Source organism: Bacillus sp. EB600 (genome assembly GCF_024494385.1).
Classification (GTDB): Bacteria; Bacillota; Bacilli; order Bacillales; family Cytobacillaceae; genus JAEVLT01.
The window spans coordinates 55,140-75,177 of sequence record NZ_JAEVLT010000006.1 but is presented as its reverse complement, the minus strand read 5'-3'; the positions used below and the strand labels follow the sequence as shown (position 1 = coordinate 75,177).

Below are 20,038 nucleotides of genomic sequence, written 5' to 3'. Positions count from 1 at the left end.
GATGCGGTTCGACGAGTTACCCACACCATGTTATGTAGTCGATGAAGGTCTTCTGGAAAAAAATCTAAAAATCCTGAACGGAGTCATGAAACGTACAGGATGTAAGATTGTTTTAGCGCAAAAAGCATTTTCAATGTTTACACTGTATCCTCTCATTGGAGAATATATAAGCGGCACGACAGCCAGCGGCCTTTTCGAGGCCCGGCTGGGTTACGAAGAAATGGGGAAAGAAAACCATGTCTTTTCCGCTGCCTATCGTGATGATGAAATGGATGAAATTATCTCGATTTGTGATCATATTATCTTTAATTCCTTATCACAGTTGGAAAGATTTAAAGATAAAGTTCTTAAGGCCGGTAAAAAGGTCGGCCTGCGCATCAATCCTGAATGCTCCACCCAAGTTGGTCATGCCATCTATGATCCATGTTCACCAGGTTCCAGATTTGGTGTTACAAGAGAGCATTTTTGTCCGGATTTGCTTGAAGGAGTTTCAGGGCTGCATTTCCACACACATTGCCAGCAAAACTCTGATGACTTAGAAACAACTCTTAATGCAGTGGAAGAAAAGTTTGGACCATGGCTGTCCCAAATGGAATGGATCAACTTTGGTGGTGGTCACCACATTACCAGAGAAGATTATGACATTCCATTACTAGAAAAGTGCATTAAGAGAATGCAAGACAAATACGGTTTGGAAGTTTATCTTGAGCCAGGAGAAGCCGTTGCTCTTAATGCTGGATATCTTGTTACAACTGTACTTGATACCCTGAAAAACGGAATGGACATTGCGATTCTTGACACTTCTGCATCTTGTCATATGCCTGATGTATTGGAAATGCCTTATCGTCCTCCCCTTCTTGGATCAGGGGAAGCAGGAGAAAAGCCCTTCTTGTATCGTCTTGGCGGACAAACTTGTCTTACAGGTGATGTAATCGGTGATTATTCTTTTGATCAGTCATTAAAGTGTGGAGATCGTTTAGTTTTTGGGGATATGGCGATCTACACAATGGTAAAAAACACCACTTTTAACGGCATGCCATTACCAGCCATCGCCGTTAAAGATAAAGATGGAGATTGTCAGGTCGTACGTGAATTTGGCTATCAAGATTTTAAGATGAGACTAGCTTAATAGAGTAGTAGAAATTTATATGTTATTATCTATGACGGCAAACAAGGCCTCGTAAATGGTGCTGCACATGTAGAGTACCTTTTAAAGAACCAGATTCTGAACATGAATCTGGTTCTTTGTTTAAAAACCTAAAAAACACATTTTTGATCCAGAAATTCGAATTTCAGACTTTATCAGAACATAAAAAAAAGAGGCTGTTACACAAGGACGCTTTATAAATCCTTGGTAACAGCCTCATCTTTATTTCAATTACCATTTTCAAGAGACTTTCGAGTTCTTGTTAAAAGAAAGAAACAAAAGAACCGTCCCCATAATCAATTACCGTTAACGATTTGAGTTAGTGCTACGTTGATTGGCGTAGCTGGACGGCCGAGAACTTTTTCAAAATCATTACTTTCAAAATCGAGTGAACCTTCGCGAATGCTTCTTTGGATATCAACAACCAGAGGAAGAAGAAAATCTGGTACACCCGCTCCTTTCATAATATCGCCATAAGTCGCGTCATCAACTTGTTGAACCTCTACTTCTTTGCCCAATACTGTGCCCAGTGCAGATACAAGATCTTCCTGAGTTAAAGGCTTGCCTGAAAGCTCATAAATGGTATTTTCATGTCCGTTACCAGATAGTACCGCAGCTGCTGCTTCTGCATAATCTTGCTGCAGTGTCCAGCCTACCCTGCCATTTCCAGCTGATGTCACCCAAGGAGCTCCTGCGAGGACAGCTTGAATGCTAGGAATTTCATTTTCCAGGTACCAGTTGTTGCGTAGAAAGGAGTAAGGAATACCTGTTTGTATAATCGCTGCCTCAGTTGCTTTATGCGTTGGTGCAAATACATTTGTACTTTCCTGCGCATTTGCTAAACTGGTATACGCAATGAATTTAACTCCAGCCCGCTCGGCCGCAGCCACCGCATTGCTATGCTGCCGAATTCTTGTTTCATTGTCCCCATCCGTTGAAATAATTAATAAACGATCAATGCCAGCAAAAGCCGAATCCAATGTTTCCGGATGATCAAAATCCCCCTGCCGGACTTCTACTCCACGAGAACGTAATCCTTCCGCTTTATCGGGATTACGAACACTTACAGCCAATTGACCGGCTGGTACAGTTTTCAATAACGTATCAATAACTTTGGTACCAAATTTCCCAGTTGCTCCTGTTACTAACATTTTCATTTTTTCTTCCTCCAATTTATGTGTAGTAAAGTTTTTATATTGTAACAATTCCAATTACCTGTAACCATAATACTTACATCTTGAGCTTTTGTCAACAAACAAAAATCCTTTTTTATTTTGTTCTTGATTTTAAGGTATAATACATTTGTAATTGAATTAGTTACATGATATAACGTTGAGGTAGTTTTCCATAAGGGAGATGAATGAAAATTGTCTATAAGCAGTCGGTTTGCCGTTGGAATTCATATATTAGCTCTTCTTGAAATAAATAAACAAGGGCCAAGCACATCAGAATTTTTAGCAGGGAGCGTAAATACAAATCCTGCCTTGATCAGAAAAATTATGGGGATGCTTAAAAAAGCAGGGTTAGTAGAAGTACATCCAGGGATTGCGGGAGCTAAACTAGCCAGGGATTTATCTGATATTACACTACTGGACGTCTATAAAGCTGTTAATGTTGTACAAGAGAAAGAATTGTTTAGTATACATGAACAACCAAATCCAGCTTGCCCTGTGGGAAGGAATATCCAAGATACAATCGGCCCGGTTTTTGCAACTGCTCAAGTTGCATTGGAGAAAACGTTGCTGAATGTAACCCTTGAAGATGTTGTAAAGGATATTGTTGAAAAAGAAAAATTAAATAGTAATGAGTAAGCAATTAAGAAGCGAAACTTCATTTATACGCCTATGAACTCTTTCGACTACTCCCAAGGCCAGCTTGAGGAACTTGGGTGTAGTCTATTAAAAGGACGTAATTGGCTTCCCCTCTCTTCAGTCTACTATTTCAGTAAGCCTTGCTCGGTAAGAAAGTCCTTTGCAACTTTTTCTGCTTTCTCATGCTTAACGTCCACTTTGGAATTCAACAGTTGCATTTGTTCATTGGATATTTTACCGGCAAGTTTGTTCAAGGCAGCCTTTAATTCCGGGTGGGCCTTTAGCACTTCATCTTTTACGATTGGTGCTGCGTCATATGGAAGGAACAAATGCTTATCATCTTCCAGTACTTTAAGATGACTATCAGGAATTCTTCCGTCTGTGGTAAACACGATGATGGCATCTACTTGTTTTTGAGAAATCGCTTGGTAATCGAGTTGAGCCCCAAATGCCTTTACATCTTTGAAATTCATCTTATACTTTTCTTTAATAGCAGGAAAACCATCGGGCCGATTTAAAAATTCTTGCGCACTGCCGAAGATGAATTTATTGGAATATTTAGCTAATTGAGAAGTCGTTGAGATACCATATTTATCGGCATCTTCTTTTCTGATTGCAAGGGCATATGTATCGTTAAATCCAATCGGATCAAGCCAGGTCCATTTATATTGGTCCTTGTATTTTTTTGCGACTACATCGTAAACCTTTTGGGAATCGTAAATCGGATCTTTTTTCAAATATTGAAGCAGCGCTGTCCCTGTATACTCGACATTTGCGTCCATATCTCCCTTTTTGAAAGCCTCCCACAACACATTATCCGTCAGGTTGCTTTTAATTTTCACAGTCATCTTTGTATCTTTTTCGACCAGCAGTTTTAACATATTTGCTAAAATATCTTGCTCAGCGAAACCTTTACTACTCAAAGTAATGGTACCTCCACTTTTGCTTTCGCTGCTGCTATTGCTGTTGGCAGTACTGCTGCAGGCAGTTCCCACCACCATTAACATAGCAAATAATACAGCTAGTAAACCTTTCTTTGATACGATATATCGTGTTTTTGTTGATTTTTTTTGAGTAACTTTCATTGGATTATCTCCTCTATTTTTTTTAAATTAAATTTAATTATTACGTAATCCCTTTGGGACCAACACTCGACCTAAGCCTAGGAGAAATAGATTCACGATTAATACGAGTAAACAAACAGGAATGGCTCCTTCCAAAATGGTTACCGTATCGATCATCGCAATTCCTTTCGTTATAATATCTCCCAGCCCGCCAGCCGCAATATAGGTGGCAATCGTTGCGCCGCTAATGGTTTGCACAGCCACCATTCGAACACCAGCCATGATAAAGCTGCTCGCCACCGGAAGTTGAACCATCCGAAGCATCTGCCATTTTGTCATTCCCATTCCATAACCTGACTCTATAAGCGCTGAATCTACTTCACTGATACCCACATAGGTGTTCTGGAGCACTGGCAGCAGTGCATACAAGGTCAGTGCAATACCAGCAGGTAAAACCCCGATACCGAACAATGGAATCATGAATCCAAACATCGCCAAGCTAGGAATGGTTTGGATAATCGATACAACGGCTAAAATTGGTTGCGCCAGTCGTTTATTATTCGTTAGGTAAATACCTAGTGGGATGGCAATGACGCATGCTGCCACTACAGCAATGAGTGAAAGAAAAAAATGCTCCTGTGTTTTCATTAAAATGTCGGGCCAATCCGTAACAAAGGAGGTCAAAAGTCGATTCATTTTAAAACGCCCTCTCGTTTCATTTGTTTCGCTAATTCCCTCAGGACATGGTCACGAGTGATCATGCCGAGGTATCGGTGCTGATCGTCCACTACGGGAAGGATTGGATGATTGATCATCATTCCATAGATTTCGTCCATTGGTGTCTCCTCCATTACGATAGGGAAATCCTTTCGTAAAACGAGACCAATCGTCGCATCATTATCTTCTTTCATAATGGCATCCGCATCTGTTAAAGTGATAACCCCTGAAAAACAAGAGTTCTTGTCCGTGACGGCTAAATAGGAAGAAGAGAATTGTTTCATTCGTTCTACTGTTTCTGAAAGTGGTAAATCTGATGCAACCGACAAAGTCGATGTCATTAATTTAGCAGTGATTTGAAAGGATTGTTCGACAGCCGCCCGTCTAATTCTTTCTTCACCGATAAACATACGAACAAAGTCGTTGGCCGGATATTTCAGTAGTTGTTCCGGTGTACCTACCTGCACTAGTTTTCCTTCTTTTAAAAGTATAATGGTGTCTGCTATTTTCAAGGCTTCATTGATATCATGCGTGACAAACACAATCGTTTTCTTTACCGTTTGGTTTAGCCTCATTAATTCGTTTTGCAACTGTTCTCTGCTGATCGGATCAAGAGCACTAAAAGGTTCATCCATCAGAATAATAGCTGGTTCAGCTGCCAATGCACGTGCAACACCAATTCGTTGCTGCTGTCCTCCGCTAAGTTCATGTGGATAGCGACGGCGAAAGCTTTGATAATCGAGTCCGATTAATTGAAGCAGCTCTTCCGTACGTCCTATCAAACTTTTCTTTTTTTCACCTTTTAACCGTGGTACCACCGTGATGTTATCCTCAATTGTCATATGAGGAAACAATCCAATCTGTTGGATGACATAACCAATATTTCTCCGCAATTCCACGGGGTTTATTTTACTTCCATCTTTGCCCTCCAGCTGAATTGTACCTGAATCAGGCTCTATCAGCCGATTGATCATCTTTAAAATGGTTGTTTTCCCACTTCCCGAAGGACCAATCAGCGTAACAATTTGCCCACTTGGAATGTCTAATTGTAAATTATTCACTACAGGACCGGATCCATAGTCTTTGCTGACCCCTTTAAACTCTACTGCTGGCACGCCTTTCATCTCTACCACCTCCTCCATTCATCTTGAATTTCGCCTTCAAGAAATTTTTATCTTTCAATGACTTTGTATGGCAGCCGTTGTGTTTTAGGAAGCTCCCATTTTTCTCCATCTACATAAAGAGCGTCAATATTCTCACTGTAAAAACAGAGAAGACCCGCGATTTCGCGAACGGCAGGAACAGGATTTTGATAGCTCCATACCACATCTTTTAAAAATTTATCGCCAATTTTAACTGAATAATAAGAGGCAATCCCTTTGTACGGGCAACGTGTGGTCAACTCGGAGGGTACCAAAACATCCTGATGAACATCTTCTTTTGGAAGATAATAACGCGTAGCTAAGCCCGTTTCGAATACAATTACAGGACGATTACTTTCAGCAATAACCTTCCCGCCTACTACTACTTGAATATGACGAGAGCTAGGAATGGCATCGACGCGTGTATAAGGATCACGTGCATGAACAAAAACCTCTGTTTCTTCCTCAAACCATGCATCCGTTTTACTCCAATAAAATGAAAGATACCCTTTAATACCTTCTGCAGCAGGATTGGGTGTCAAATAGCCCCATGCTGCGTTTTCGGAAACCTTTTCTCCGACTTTAATAGACCAATAAGAAGCTCTTCCTTTGTGGGAACAAACCGATTGATATTCTGTAGGAACTAGGAGATCCATCCGAACGTCCTCTTGAGGAAAATAGTATACTGGAAGTCTCCCAGACTCATAAGCTAACACGGCACGTTTACTGTCTACAATGGTTTCACCACCAAACCTTACCCTCACCCATCTTGGTGACGTTTCGACACGAAAAGCCCATTCAGCTCCCGGATCTTTAATTTCACATGCTGATAATTCAGTATTATTTTTCATTTTTTCACCCTTTTCTGGAATTTCATTATATGAAATGATTGTTCCTTACCTCCAAGTGAAATGAAGATAAAATGGCATATCTATCCTCGTGATCGGATCGCTGTTTTGTTACGCAGCACTTCATAGTACTATTCGTAAGCTTTCTTTAATAGAAAAACTAATTTCTATATCGCAATATTTAAATTTATTATATTTTTCAGAAAATTAAAAGTCAACTTATGAATAAATCTGACATACCTTTGTACTCACTTTTCAAACTAAACAGTCTCAAATAAAATTACAATACTTTCGCTTATTAAATTTAGGCAAAATAAAAACCCCTTCCGTAAATGAATACGGAAGAGGTTAAACTTTAGTTAGTTAAAACTATATTGTAAAACGGGCTTATTTAGCGGGAGAGCTAAAAAGGGTCTCTATTTTACGAACGATTTCCTCTTTATCTGCGTCAACAACTTCCAGATACTGAGGTTTATCAAACAACTGACTAATTTGTTCAGGGAATGTCTGCTTGATGTCACAACGCTCAATGGATTCATTGAATTTTGCCGGATGTGCTGTTGCAAGTGTGACACAAACCTCACTAGGTTCATTACATGTTTCGTACGCAGCAACACCGCAAGCTGTATGTGGATCTAGTAAATAATTTGATTCAGTATAATACTTGCTAATTGTTAGCAAGCATTCTTCTCCTACAACTCCATGTGCCGCGAAATCCTTTTTCACCTGGCGAAGATGTTCCTCGTTCACGACAATTTTGCCTTCTGACTTGAAATGATCCATTAAGGCAGATACTGCGGTTGGATCTTCATCAAGTAAGTAGTACAAATAACGCTCGAAATTGCTAGCTACTTGAATATCCATAGAAGGACTAAATGTACTGCGGAATTCACCAGGTTCATACACCCCATCATGGATAAAACGTTCTAAAATATTATTCTCGTTCGTTGCCACAATGAGTTTACCAACTGGGAGACCCATTTTCTTTGCAAGATAACCAGCAAAGATATCACCAAAATTTCCAGTAGGTACACTGAAATTAACGCTCTTTGTGCCAGCCTCTTTGCCTACTTGGAAATACGCATAAAAATAATATACCGTTTGCGCCAAAATTCGGGCAAAGTTAATGGAATTAATTGCACGCAAATGATACTTGTGTTTGTAATCTACATCAGCGAACAATTCCTTGATAATTCTTTGACCATCGTCAAACGTTCCTCTGATCGCTAAATTCAAAACATTTTTGTCATGAACTGTCGTCATTTGCAATTCTTGTACCTTACTTACTTTTCCAAATGGGTGCAAAATACAAATACGAATGCCTTCTTTTCCTCTTACGCCTTCAATGGCTGATGCACCTGTATCCCCTGAAGTAGCGCCAAGAATATGAATGGTTTCCCCTGTCTTCTTTGATACATAAGAATACAAATTCCCTAAGAATTGCAGAGCAATATCTTTAAAAGCAAAGGTCGGACCATGGAACAGTTCCAGCACATACATGTTTTCCTTCACCTTTTTTACAGGTGTTACCTCTGGATTACGGAAAGTTGCATAGCTTTTCTCGATTAATTCTTTTAAATCATTTTCTGGAATTTCACCATCAACATAATAGGAAAAGATTTCGTATGCTAATTCCTGATAAGTAAGCTGGGACATTTCCTTAAGTTTTTCTGCAGTAATTTGTGGGATTTTCTCTGGAATTAAAAGTCCTCCATCATTTGCCAGTCCCATCAAGACTGTATCAATAAACCCAATTCCGCTTACATTCCCGCGTGTACTAACAAATTTCATAATACCCTCCAAGTAAAAATTAATTATAGTACTATCGTTACCTAAAATGTGATGCAAGTCAATATAGAATAATTGTGAATTCTCAATAGATACACTTATATTGCGTTGAACTTCATTTATTGTATAAATTCTGGTTAAACGCCCTTTAATTGTACTACTTTAACGGATGCAAGTTAAGCTGAAACATATTGTTCATTATCATATAGAGATTTCTATATTATGATAGATTTATATACGAAAAAAAGGTCAACATCCTTAGGCTTGCCAGGATGAAGAAGAATTCTCTGGATCAGTCTGACACAGTCACTGGGGCAGCTAAATTAGCAGGAAATTTATGAAAAAAATAAATAGCAGACATTAACTCTAATTTGTATAGATTCATTACCCATTTGTTCAATCCCTTTGCATTTGTGTAGAATCCCTCTGCGTTTATGTAGAATCATTACTTATATATGTAGAATCCCTCTGCGTTTGTGTAGAATCATCACTCACTTGTGTAGAATCCCTCTGCGTTTATGTAGAATCATCACTCACTTGTGTAGAATCCCTCTGCGTTTATGTAGAATCATCACTCACTTGTGTAGAATCCCTCTGCGTTTATGTAGAATCGTCACTCACTTGTGTAGAATCATTAAAATTTGCTGATTATATGGCGGGGGTTCTGCGATTAACTGGATCCCTATAACTATTTAACAGATTCCATTAAAGGAATTCTTGTTTTTGCTGTAAAGATTATTTTAAGGGCACTCGAATTTAAATAAAATGAGTGCCCTAGAGTATTATGTATATGTAAGAATCTTAGTATCCTAACTGAATTTCTTTGCTATTTTATTAGTAGTGACGTCGATTTTCCCTGGGAGGATAAAAAGATACTCAATTAAGCTTTCTAATAGATCCATTACTAACGAGGTTGTCTCATAATCCATTTCTGTTTCCAGTTCAAGCATCCGATGCAGTGAATCATCAGTTGCCAATAAACGGCTAAGAGATTGAATAGGCTTTGCCAAGTCAACATGATTCGGCAGGATTTCAAGCTGTTGAGACAATGGCTGGGCTTTACTTTTTTCACCCAGAAAATACTTTAGGATACTTTCAATCACTCGTTTAGACATAACAGCAGTAGCTGAATTTTCTTTGGATTGATAAACATTTATTGCTGAACGGTATGCCCTAATAAGATCCTTGGGTATATTAGGCAAATTTTCCAATTGATTAATCGGATGTTTGGAAGCTTGAATGTCATAAATATATGTATCAGCACATTCACCTTTTTCATCAAGAGCTTCCTTAGTCATAATAATAAAAATCGCTGTTTTTTTACATAAAGGACAACTACACTCAGTTACCATGCCATTCTTACTGCTCTGGTAGTTTGCATTAAGCATAAATTCAGTTGTTTTACCGCATCCCGGGCACTCACATTGAATATTCTTTGGTATTTTTAAATTTCCATACTTAATGTAAGAAATGACAGAGCCTGGATTGATCCTTCTCATTTGGTATCCTCCCGATTTTTCCATTTATGCATAATACAAGGTGTTTCCTTTTTACTGCTTCACAGAATAGATTTATTTCTATAGTTTTTTCATTCATTATCAAATCCATTCAAAAAACTTATTTACTGTGAATTTAGGGGGATAGTGCCCTTCAAGATTAAAGCATTTATTTGCAGGGGACCTGACTCATGAACTGAGTCTTATGCTTATAGTTTTAGCACTGTTTCCCATATATCCCGGCTTACTGGAATACCTATCCTTAGGTTTTCAGCACGCTCTTTTGCTGTCCTCTCACCAGGATAAAGGATATCAGTAACACCAGCTATCCTTGATGAGGTCTTAATATACTCAGACATATTTTCTATGTAAGTATCCGCATAATCCTTACCTGAGTATTGTACCGGATTTATAGCGATGAATACCTGTGAAATTCCTTTATCTTGGCTGTCCTTCCTCATATCGAAAGTAGATCTGCCAACAGATAGTGCAGAAACCACCATGTCAATTGCTATGGCGAGTCCTGAGCCCTTCCAAAATCCTGCAGGAAGAATTTCACCACTATTTAAAATAGCATCCGGGTCGTTAGTAAGATTACCATCTGCACCATAACCTCCTGCAACTGGAAGTTTCTTTCCAGTAAGGGAATAGGTCTGCAGCTTACCGTAGGAGAATTGAGACTGCGGCATATTGGGGAATGTATTTGTCATGCAAATCCCGATACATCCTGAGTTGGCAGACCTCAAGCCATAAGTGCCTCCTCGAAGCCAGTGGTTAGTGTTTCTAAGTGCGATACACCCTAACCCGTATTGTCCAGCTAGTTCAATAGCTCTGTCCATGGCAATAGACGCATTGATTGGGCCGAAACCCAACTGTCCATCCCATTGTTCAAGAGCACCCATACTATTCAGTTTCACCGGACGCATACCCGGCCTAATCGTTCCTTCATCGATCGCTTTAACAATAGAAGGAAACCTGTTCAAGCCATGGGAATATACCCCATCACAGCTGTTGTCGGCTATTATGGATGCAGCAACCTCCGCAGATTCCGGTTCAAATCCTCTTTTTATGAGAACTCTTTTGAATTCACTTCTCATTTCATCGTACTGTACGCGCATTACTAGCCCTCCTTAATTATTTTAATAAATTACTTCCAGTCCCAATTTGATTCAGCAATTCTTTTACGGATACACCATTACTTTGAGTCGTGTTTGGCCAATGTATCAATAATAATCGAAAGGAAAAATTATTCAAAGGATTTCCTGACCTCGGTATTGTAACGCATTAGTGCAATAGTGTCTGACCTCGAACTTTTTAATTTTTAAATTATGACATTTGGGTGAATAAATAAGGCATACAAAACACTATAAAAAGTATATTGTTATAATATTAATATAATCGAAATTATTAAGGGGGTTTTAATTTATGAAAGGTTGGCTGTTTACAAAAACAGGTGTTGAACCAAAGCTTATTGAAAAAGAAGATCCAACAGTTGTACCAGGTGAAGTGATTATTGACGTGAAAGCAGCAGGCTTATGTCACTCTGATGTTGCCGCATTGGAAGATCCGGGCTGGATGCCGTTGATTCCCGCTGCTCCAGTTATTTTTGGACATGAATGTGCTGGTGTCATTACTGAAGTAGGTGAAGGGGTAACGAATTTCAAAGTGGGCGATCGTGTTGGTGTTTGTCCAATGCATCCAGAAACCGGTCAAGCGATTGGTTACTATCGTGACGGCGGCTATGCTACAAAATGCTTAGTTCCTGCTGTCCAATGCGTCCCTTTGCCAGATGAAGTAACTTTTGTACAAGGGGCTGCGGCTACAGACGCCGGAATGACATCCTATCATGCTCTTTTTACAAAAGGTAAAGCAAAAGCTGGAATGAAAGTCGGTATTATCGGAGTCGGTGGTTTAGGACAATTTGCCGCTCAAATGGCTATTGCCGCAGGCTGTGAAGTGTATGCGTCAGATACAAGCCCTGATGCTCGTGAACTTGCACGTGAGATCGGTTGTAAAAAAGTTTACGAAAACGTTTTAGAAATGAAAGATGATGCACCTGAATTGATTGTGGATTATGCTGGTTTTGGAAAAACGACTGCTGATGCTTTAGATGCTGTTGCTTTCAAAGGTACTGTTGTAATCGTAGGTATGGGTATCCTTGAATCTACTGTAAGTACATACCTAATGATCACAAAACAATTGACATTGAAAGGAAGTAATGGCGGTACACCAGAAGATATTAAAGGGGTATACAATTTCTTTAAAACTGGTAAATTACATCCTCAGTTATCTGAAATCAGCTTTGATAAAGTCGATGAAGGCCTGAAAAAATTGAAAAATAGAGAAGTCAAAGGACGCCTCGTGGCGGTATTAGATTAACCGGTCCGTTTTGATACGCTTTTTATGAGATTTTGAGCCAAAATGATAAACCTTTTGAAAAAGCTATTGGTATATGAAATTGCAAAAACTCGCCGCAATATTGGCGAGTTTTCTTCATTATTCGTCTAAAACATCTACAGGAATAACATCTGCAATGTGGAGAGAATCCTCTGAAAAAATGCAATACAAGTCTGTAACACCATTCTGCAGCCTAGTGTTTCGTATTAAAAAGCCTTCGTATCCCTGACTAATAAGGTTTTTACGAAATTCTGCATTAGCTTCTTCTTTATTTAAAAGAATAGCTTTATCCTTCCAGGTAAGGTTTCTTTTTCTTCCACCTAGATAATCACAATATTTGTCACGCTCTCTCATAAACAAATCATAGGGATCTTCAGATTTAGATTCATATTCCTTAAGATTTGGTTCATCCATATATACTTTATAGATAAAGCCTTTTACTGGCCTGTCTAATTGAACTACTTTTGGTTCCCCATCCTCCCAAAACACGGTTTCTGATTTTTGGAAAACGGTCTCAGTACCTATTGCATAAGGTTTCGCTGAATCGATATCAGAAGTAAACCAAAATCCAATCGTATTTATATCGTTACGTAAATTTTGAACTACCGTTTCTTTAGCAAAGTGTTCAAATTTTCTTATTGAACCATGATAAACGATCATAAGCATGCCCTCCTTTTTTAGATTACCCAAATTTTAGGTATTCATTTATGGTAGGGCCAAGATTGTACCAAAATCTGTCATAGGACGCAGCTTCACTCAAATTTGTAATAACGACCTAAAAACGACTCCAAGCTTCTAATTGAGCTCGGAGTCGTTCTTTCGGTTGTCCTTTATTTGTTGGAGGCTTCATAAATGTTCTGAATAGATTTGGACAGCATCGCGTCGAATTCATCGTCTGTTTGATCGGCAGTTAGTCCCTCTGATAGGGCACGAGAGAAACTTGCGATCAATCCATGATTACGTGCCAGCTTTTCATTGGCTTCCGCTTGCGTGTAGCCACCTGATAGGGCCACCACCCGTACAACATGCGGATCCTCAATTAATTCCCTATAGAAATTGTCTTCGGTAGGTAAGGAGAGTTTAAGCATGATTTTTACGTCTTTGTCGAGGGTAGATAATTGATCAATGATCTCCTCTTTTAATAGCTTTTCCGAATCTGTCTTATCCGCGCTGTGAATATCCACTTCCGGTTCGATAATCGGAATAAGCCCCTTCTCAACAATTTGGTTCGCGATGTCAAACTGCTGCTGAACAATTTTCTTGATACCAACAGGATTGGCTTCCTTAATAACTGAGCGCATTTTCGTTCCGAAGATGTTGCGTTCATTTGCTCGGTTAAGAAGATCGTCCAAACCGTTAATAGGCTTCATGAGTTGAACACCGTCCTCAAGTCCTGCGAGTCCTTTATCGACTTTTAGAAAGGGCACAATACCTTTCTTTTCCCATAGAAAATCAGCTGTATATTGCTCATCAATAAAACGATCCATCGTGTTCTCAAATAAGATCGCGCCCAAAACATACTGAGAATCAAACGCGGGGCTCTTGATAATACGCGTCCTCATCTCGTGAACCAATGTATACATCTCTTCTTCATTAGAATAGCTGTTTTCGTTAATGCCATACGCCAAAAGTGCCTTGGGAGTACTTCCGCCGCTTTGGTCTAAGGCCGCTATAAACCCTTTTCCTGTTCGGATTCGTTCTAATTGCTTGTTATTCATGAATGGTTCTCCTTCCGCTAAATGAATGCTGTACCTGCTTTATTATAACTCTTCTACTTGAAACACATGCCAGGCTCCGCCCCCGAAAAAATGAATTTATTTCCTATAGTCCTTTTGGAGCTGGATTTCTTACAGGAAAATATTGATTAAATAATAAAATGACGTTTTCTTATAAAAAAGTAGGCGCCTTAAGAATAACTAGGTGCGTGGGATTGGAACCAACCAGTGGTTTTTGTTAAAACTCCTTCAGTAAATTTGGTAATCCCTTCGAAACAATTTTTAGTGGATCGCTTGATTTTTGTGCTAAACAAAGCAAAATTCCACCCTCGATAGAAGCTGTTACCATGAGCGCAATTGAGTCAGCCGATTCCTTCGAAAACCCATCTTCCACTAACTTGTTCGAAACAATCATTTGAATCTTTGAGAATGAGTCAGCACATGCATTTCTGACTGGTTCACTTAGTGACGCCATTTCGTAAACGATGCTGCTAAATGTATAACCTGTAATCATCCCATCTCTTTCAAAGTCATCCAGCATTAGCTCAATCGTCGCTACTGTCGCTGTTTGAGTCGATGGATATTTATGGAAGATCCCCGCCATTTTTGTTTTAATAGTTTCATTCATTAAGCGAAGACAAGCGATGAGCAATTCTTCTTTTCCATTTGGAAAATGGTGATAGAGTGAACCTTTTGTAATCTTACATACTTTTAAGATTTCGTTTAAGCCTACACCTTTATATCCTTTTTTCTGGAAAAGCGTGGTCGCGTTGTCGATGATCATCGATTTAGTATCCATTTCTACATTAACCTCCTCCCCACCGACCGTTCTGTTTATTACTCTATAAAAAAACTCCCTATATTTCAAGACTTCTTAATTAATTAATAATTGATTGACAAAAAAAGGGTTTGCCAATATAAAAACGACAATCCAGTTAATAATAATGCCAAATCCCTTTCTCCATTTCCTTATTAATTCTCCCTTGTAATTCAAGATAATCAAGATAACCAATAATTTCAGACATAATATTGAAAAACCGCTTCTCATATTTTTCTTTATATCGTAATTGGGCAATTCCACTTGCGGTTGAAATTCCGGATTTAATAATGGTAATATATTTGTTGGCTTTTTCATCAATCTCTTTTATTCTTTTATTTAATAACTCAACAGGATTTTCTATGATCATACCGTGACCTGAAAAAACGAGTTCTGCATTCAATAACGAACATTTCTCCAATGACTGCTTTTTTTGTACCAAGGATTTTGTACGGATCCCATCATAATCTGGCTCAATGAAGGCATTGCTTGGAATATGTTCAATTAATAAATCTCCTGCAAATAGCCACTTACACTCTCTATTATAAAAGGCAACCTGGTCTGGAGCGTGCCCTGGGATTTCCAAAATATCAAATCCTAAAAGTTTATTAGTGTTTATCTCTTGGATTTCGCAATGGATTTTTTTATCCTCACTTAGAATAATAGGATTATGTAAATCTGCTACTTGTTTCTCACCAATTTCACCACATCCCATCTCTTGGTATAGCTTTCTGAAAAACTCCACCCTCATTTTCATATATTCTTTGTCTCTTTTCAGAACAAGTATGGCATAAGGATGGGCGTATACGGGAATGGAATGGGAGCTTACAATTCGGTCGACTAAGCCAATATGGTCTGTATGATGATGAGTTAGTAAAATCTCTGTGATATCAGTAAGTGTGTAATCATGATCCTTTAAGGTCTTTTGTAAGGAATTCCAGCAATCATCAGTATTCATTCCGGCGTCAATTAACGTTAGGGAATTCTTATCTTTAACTAAGAAAAAATTAAAACTTTTCAATTTATTGGAAGCTGGAACTAAACACGGAAATACTTCTATACTGTTTTTTTTAAACAACAAATCCCCCCCTTTAAACTATTGATTTCTCACTTACTTTGCATAAGAACCAATCATAGCTTAACAAATACTATATAGAAGAAAAACAAACTTAGCCCCCGTCTTTCCCCAGAAAAGGCGGGCTAAGTTGTTCTTTACAATCGAAAACTAGAGTTGTACACTAGGTTTGACTTCTTGCTCTTGCGTTGATTGAACTTTAGATGGTGCTGTTTCTTTGAAGAAGAATGAGAATAAGAATGCCATCACAGCCGCACCAGCAGCTACGAATAATGGTGTTTGAATACCATACATGTCTGCTAAAGCACCATTCACCATTGGATTTAAGAATCCACCGATTAACTCACCAATACCGATTGTTAAACCGATTGCAAGACCTGAGTATTGTAATGGAACAGACTCAACTGGAATAATTGACATTGACATACCAATTACACCTGAACCAGCCGAACCAATGAATAACAGAAGCATCATTAATGGAATTGAATTCACGAAAACAATAGCTAGTGGTATGAGAATTAACAACAAGCCAGAAACTAAAGAAGCTGGTTTACGCCCAGTACGCTCTGAAATTGATGGGATTAAGAAACCGAAGATTGCATATCCAACCCCAAATGAAGCCATTACAAAACTCATTGTTGTATCAGATAAACCTTTTGCTTTTACTAAATATGTTGGCCCAAAAATTTGGAATGCCATAAGAGTTGTCATAACTAAGCTGAAAACAATAATTGATAACCAAATATTACGGTGCTTAAGAACATCTTTGACTTTAAATTTTTCAGTCGATTTTGTAGTATGCATAGCATGGAATTTCGCTGGATTTGGATTTTTAACTGATTTGAAGATGACAAAGCTTAAAATCATCCCTGGAATAATCGTTAAATAGAATGCAGTATGCCAGTCAAAATTTGTTGCTAATGCAACAATTACTACAGGAGCTAAAATACTACCGAATAATGCGTTACTTGTGTTCATTGTGAAACCTAAGTTAAATCCTTTACGACGATCCGACGATTCCATTGCTAATATTGATTGTGTTTGCGGAATCAGTGGACCTTCTACAATACCCATTAATAGACGTAGTACGAACAGCATTACAAATGATTGTGCTAAACCGTGCATTAATGAAATAATTGAGAATGCGAATACTAAAACAGCTAACATTGATTTCTTACTCTTAACTCTATCTGAAATGAATCCTCCTAATGGACCAGATACTGACCAAGTTAACGCAAGAGCTGCTCCAAGTAAACCTAATTGCGTGTAGTTTAGTCCTAAATCTGCAGAAATCATTGGGAATAGGTAGTTAATCGCTAAACGGTCAAAGAATACGAATCCGACTGTGAAGAAGAAGATTACTACTAACTTATTTTCATAAGTCCAAAACCGTTTATTTTGCATAAAATAAAACACCCTTCTTTAAAATCATGTATTGGGTATAACTATTAAAATACGTTGATACCAAGTTGATTTTTAACAACGTTCCGAATATTGAAAATATTTTTTTGCGGTTTTTGTTCTATAACTAGGATTTCAAAAAAAGCGGAAGTGATTGGACGTAATACTATGTTTTAGTCACAATGATCACTTCCGCTGTAAAAGCCAGTTAACCTCAAAATGAACACTTCGTGGGCTTGAAACTGCTTTACTTAGAACTTAAAAAATCAGCTGTACGTTTATAAACATCTTTATATTCAACAAGATGCGTGAATTTACCTAAGAAACCATGAGTAGCACCTTCATATCTTTTTGTTTCAACATGTACACCACATTTTTTTAATTTCTCCGCAAATAGTTCCCCTTCATCTCGCATAGGATCATATTCTGCTGTGATGACAAGTGCTGCTGGAAGATTGTTTAAATTTTCTTCTCGAATTGGTGAAACGAGCGGATGATTAGTATCTACATTCCCTAATAAATAGAAGGAGTTATATTCAGCTAATTGATTACTTTCAACGAAATAGCCCTTTCCATTTTTCACTAATGATGGGTAACGAAATTCACTGAAGTCAAGGTCTAGGGATGGATAATATAATACTTGCTTCGTAATGGAATATTCCTTTTTGTCACGAGCCATTATAGAAACGGCAGCAACTAAGTTTCCACCAGAACTATCTCCTGCAACTGCTAATGTTTTCCCATCCCATTTTAATTCGTCCTTATGTTCTGTAGCCCATTTTGTGACATTATAGCAATCCTCTAATGCAGCAGGAAATGGGTGTTCCGGAGCAAGACGGTAATCTACAGAAATGACTTTATAGCCGGATTCCATACAAATCGGGCGAACAACTTCATCATGACTTTCTAAATTTCCCGAAAAGAATGCCCCGCCGTGGAAATACATGAGAAGTGGAAAAGAATCTGCTTCCTTCGGCGTATAAATTCTTACTGGGATCTCCGCTTCAGAAGTCGGAATTGTTTTTTCTTCAACAGAATAAACTTGTACACGTTTTTCAACAGGTAAAACAGGTGCATCGAACATTTTTCTATGTTCTTCTGGAATAATTTTCGGTTTAGAATCGGATTGTGGAATAGAATCCAGGATTTTTTTTATCTCGGGATGTACAGGCATCTGTGATAACCTCCGTATTTTTTCATTCTTTTCAGTTGATTGTATAAATATAATTAAATATTGATGCAATCATTAATATTCTGAATTTCATTGAGATCTTTTGGTAAATCATACCTATTTTTCTAGCACCCTCTAAGCTTTAAGGTTCATTAGACTGATACTATTGTAGATTCAATAAATCCTACTAGATCCATTAATTGGCATTTTCAAAGTGTTCCTTTTCAGGGAAAGCTGTTTTTGCCTGATCAGTTGGGAATAAACGAGATAAATTTTGATAAAGCCTCGTAATTGGTTTACGTTGCTCTTCATAATTTTTAAGTGCTTCTGCAGGTGTTACAGTTCCAGCAACTGCTTCTGCAATTGCTTCTGCTAAAACATCTGCATCTTGGATTGCCATGTTAGCACCTTGACCTTGGTTGTGAAGCATAGCATGTGCAGCGTCACCAATTAATGTTACAGTGCTTGTGCTCCATTTATCAATTGGTTCAAGGTCAGATAATGGACGAGATACGATATCTTCCAATTTGATTTTTTCAACAATTTTTTGTAATGTAGGACCGAAACCTTTCATGCTATCCATAATTTGTTCTTTTGTTAATTCTGGACGCAATGCGAACTCACCAGGGACTGTGATATCTACAGATACTTGACGACGATGATCTATTGGTAATAAATAGAATGAGTTATCACCATCTACATAAATACGTAACACGTTTTCTTCTGAATGCATACCAAGCGCGTCTTCGTAAGGAATTAATGCACGATGTGCTAAGTAGCCAGAATATACTGGTTTGTGTTGACCTAATACTTGACCACGGATTGGTGAATGGATACCATCGGCTGCAACTACGATATCAGCTTCAATTGTTTTACCGTTTTCAAATTTCACTTCTACATAATCACCATGGTCAATTACTTCTGTTAAACGGTGATTTAAGTGAAGTTGATCAGCTGGAATATGCGCTACTAATGTATCTAATAAATCTGCACGGTGGATTAAACGTGTATAGGCTTCAGATTTATCGTCCGTTAGTACTGGAAATGTTTCCCTAATTAATAGTTGGTCATCACCAGCGATGATTTCCATGTATCTACTTTCTACTGATACTTTTTCGAGGTCTTCTTTTAACCCCCATTTATTGATAGCGTGCACGCTAGGTGGACGGACACCAATACCAGCGCCTACTTCTACAAATGCAGGAGCTTGCTCGTACACATCCGCACGAATTCCTTTCGCTTTTAATGCAACCGCAGTTGATGCACCAGCAATACCTCCGCCAATAATTGCAATTCTTAATTCAGAATTTGATTTCATAATTATTTCACTCCTAATTCAAATTATTTTCTTTTATCATTTTTTTGTCATAAGCAAGTTTTAAAGGAACATATGAAAATGCAATAGCTGCAAGAATACCTGGAATCGCAAACGAAAGAAAATTCATTTGC

The 20,038-nt window shown here is 38.3% G+C and carries 18 protein-coding genes; 3 read left to right on the top strand and 15 right to left on the bottom strand.

Annotated elements, in window-relative coordinates:
* The first annotated feature begins 1 nt into the window (after position 1).
* Entirely contained in the window at positions 2-1,129 is a 1,128-nt protein-coding gene (nspC, locus tag JN080_RS08795; RefSeq protein WP_256235583.1) for a carboxynorspermidine decarboxylase, read from the top strand.
* 314 nt (positions 1,130-1,443) lie between these two features.
* Here the strand turns inward: nspC and JN080_RS08790 are convergent, their stop codons facing one another.
* Positions 1,444-2,304: an SDR family oxidoreductase gene (locus tag JN080_RS08790; protein WP_256235582.1), complete on the bottom strand. Its 861-nt coding sequence runs from the start codon at positions 2,302-2,304 to the stop codon at positions 1,444-1,446.
* 210 nt (positions 2,305-2,514) lie between these two features.
* Here JN080_RS08790 and JN080_RS08785 point away from each other — a divergent pair, with 210 nt between their 5' ends.
* Positions 2,515-2,958, top strand: a complete 444-nt coding sequence (locus JN080_RS08785) for an Rrf2 family transcriptional regulator (RefSeq protein ID WP_256235581.1) — start codon at positions 2,515-2,517, stop codon at positions 2,956-2,958.
* Between the two features lie 125 nt (positions 2,959-3,083).
* Here JN080_RS08785 and JN080_RS08780 read toward each other — a convergent pair whose 3' ends face one another.
* The 7 genes from JN080_RS08780 to JN080_RS08750 all read right to left on the bottom strand — a co-directional run bounded on the left by JN080_RS08780 (position 3,084) and on the right by JN080_RS08750 (position 11,131).
* Positions 3,084-4,043 carry an ABC transporter substrate-binding protein gene (locus JN080_RS08780; RefSeq protein WP_256235580.1) on the bottom strand — a complete coding sequence of 320 codons (960 nt, stop codon included), beginning with the start codon at positions 4,041-4,043 and terminating at the stop codon, positions 3,084-3,086.
* A 33-nt stretch (positions 4,044-4,076) separates the two neighbouring features.
* Entirely contained in the window at positions 4,077-4,718 is a 642-nt protein-coding gene (locus JN080_RS08775; RefSeq protein WP_256235579.1) for an ABC transporter permease, read from the bottom strand.
* Positions 4,715-5,863, bottom strand: coding sequence for a betaine/proline/choline family ABC transporter ATP-binding protein (locus JN080_RS08770; RefSeq protein WP_256235578.1), 1,149 nt, complete (start codon positions 5,861-5,863; stop codon positions 4,715-4,717). The genes JN080_RS08775 and JN080_RS08770 overlap by 4 nt, the downstream gene beginning before the upstream one ends.
* 47 nt (positions 5,864-5,910) lie before the next feature.
* Positions 5,911-6,732 (bottom strand): DUF427 domain-containing protein, encoded by an 822-nt coding sequence (locus JN080_RS08765; protein WP_256235577.1) that lies wholly within the window; start codon positions 6,730-6,732, stop codon positions 5,911-5,913.
* Positions 6,733-7,116: 384 nt separating this feature from the next.
* A complete protein-coding gene (gene thrC, locus JN080_RS08760) occupies positions 7,117-8,520 on the bottom strand; it encodes a threonine synthase (protein WP_256235576.1) in 1,404 nt (467 codons plus the stop codon).
* 806 nt (positions 8,521-9,326) lie between these two features.
* Complete coding sequence (locus tag JN080_RS08755) at positions 9,327-10,016, bottom strand: hypothetical protein (RefSeq protein WP_256235575.1); 690 nt, start codon at positions 10,014-10,016, stop codon at positions 9,327-9,329.
* Between the two features lie 206 nt (positions 10,017-10,222).
* A complete protein-coding gene (locus tag JN080_RS08750) occupies positions 10,223-11,131 on the bottom strand; it encodes an Ldh family oxidoreductase (RefSeq protein WP_256235574.1) in 909 nt (302 codons plus the stop codon).
* 307 nt (positions 11,132-11,438) lie between these two features.
* Between JN080_RS08750 and JN080_RS08745 the strand changes: the two genes are divergently transcribed.
* Positions 11,439-12,392 carry a zinc-binding dehydrogenase gene (locus JN080_RS08745; protein WP_256235573.1) on the top strand — a complete coding sequence of 318 codons (954 nt, stop codon included), beginning with the start codon at positions 11,439-11,441 and terminating at the stop codon, positions 12,390-12,392.
* Between the two features lie 117 nt (positions 12,393-12,509).
* Here JN080_RS08745 and JN080_RS08740 read toward each other — a convergent pair whose 3' ends face one another.
* The 7 genes from JN080_RS08740 to JN080_RS08710 form a co-directional block, all read right to left on the bottom strand.
* A complete protein-coding gene (locus tag JN080_RS08740) occupies positions 12,510-13,100 on the bottom strand; it encodes an ADP-ribosyltransferase-containing protein (RefSeq protein WP_375141616.1) in 591 nt (196 codons plus the stop codon).
* 140 nt (positions 13,101-13,240) lie between these two features.
* Positions 13,241-14,128, bottom strand: coding sequence for a fructose bisphosphate aldolase (locus JN080_RS08735; protein WP_256235571.1), 888 nt, complete (start codon positions 14,126-14,128; stop codon positions 13,241-13,243).
* 235 nt (positions 14,129-14,363) lie between these two features.
* Positions 14,364-14,924 carry a TetR/AcrR family transcriptional regulator gene (locus JN080_RS08730; RefSeq protein WP_256235570.1) on the bottom strand — a complete coding sequence of 187 codons (561 nt, stop codon included), beginning with the start codon at positions 14,922-14,924 and terminating at the stop codon, positions 14,364-14,366.
* Between the two features lie 136 nt (positions 14,925-15,060).
* The gene (locus JN080_RS08725) at positions 15,061-16,020 is read right to left on the bottom strand and encodes an MBL fold metallo-hydrolase (protein ID WP_256235569.1); all 960 of its coding nucleotides are present in this window, start codon (positions 16,018-16,020) and stop codon (positions 15,061-15,063) included.
* A 147-nt stretch (positions 16,021-16,167) separates the two neighbouring features.
* Entirely contained in the window at positions 16,168-17,421 is a 1,254-nt protein-coding gene (locus JN080_RS08720; RefSeq protein ID WP_256235568.1) for an MFS transporter, read from the bottom strand.
* A gap of 244 nt (positions 17,422-17,665) precedes the next feature.
* A complete protein-coding gene (locus JN080_RS08715; RefSeq protein ID WP_256235567.1) occupies positions 17,666-18,592 on the bottom strand; it encodes an alpha/beta hydrolase in 927 nt (308 codons plus the stop codon).
* Positions 18,593-18,785: 193 nt separating this feature from the next.
* On the bottom strand, positions 18,786-19,907 hold the full coding sequence (locus JN080_RS08710) for an FAD-dependent oxidoreductase (RefSeq protein WP_256235566.1): 1,122 nt from the start codon (positions 19,905-19,907) through the stop codon (positions 18,786-18,788).
* Between the last annotated feature and the right edge of the window lie 131 nt (positions 19,908-20,038).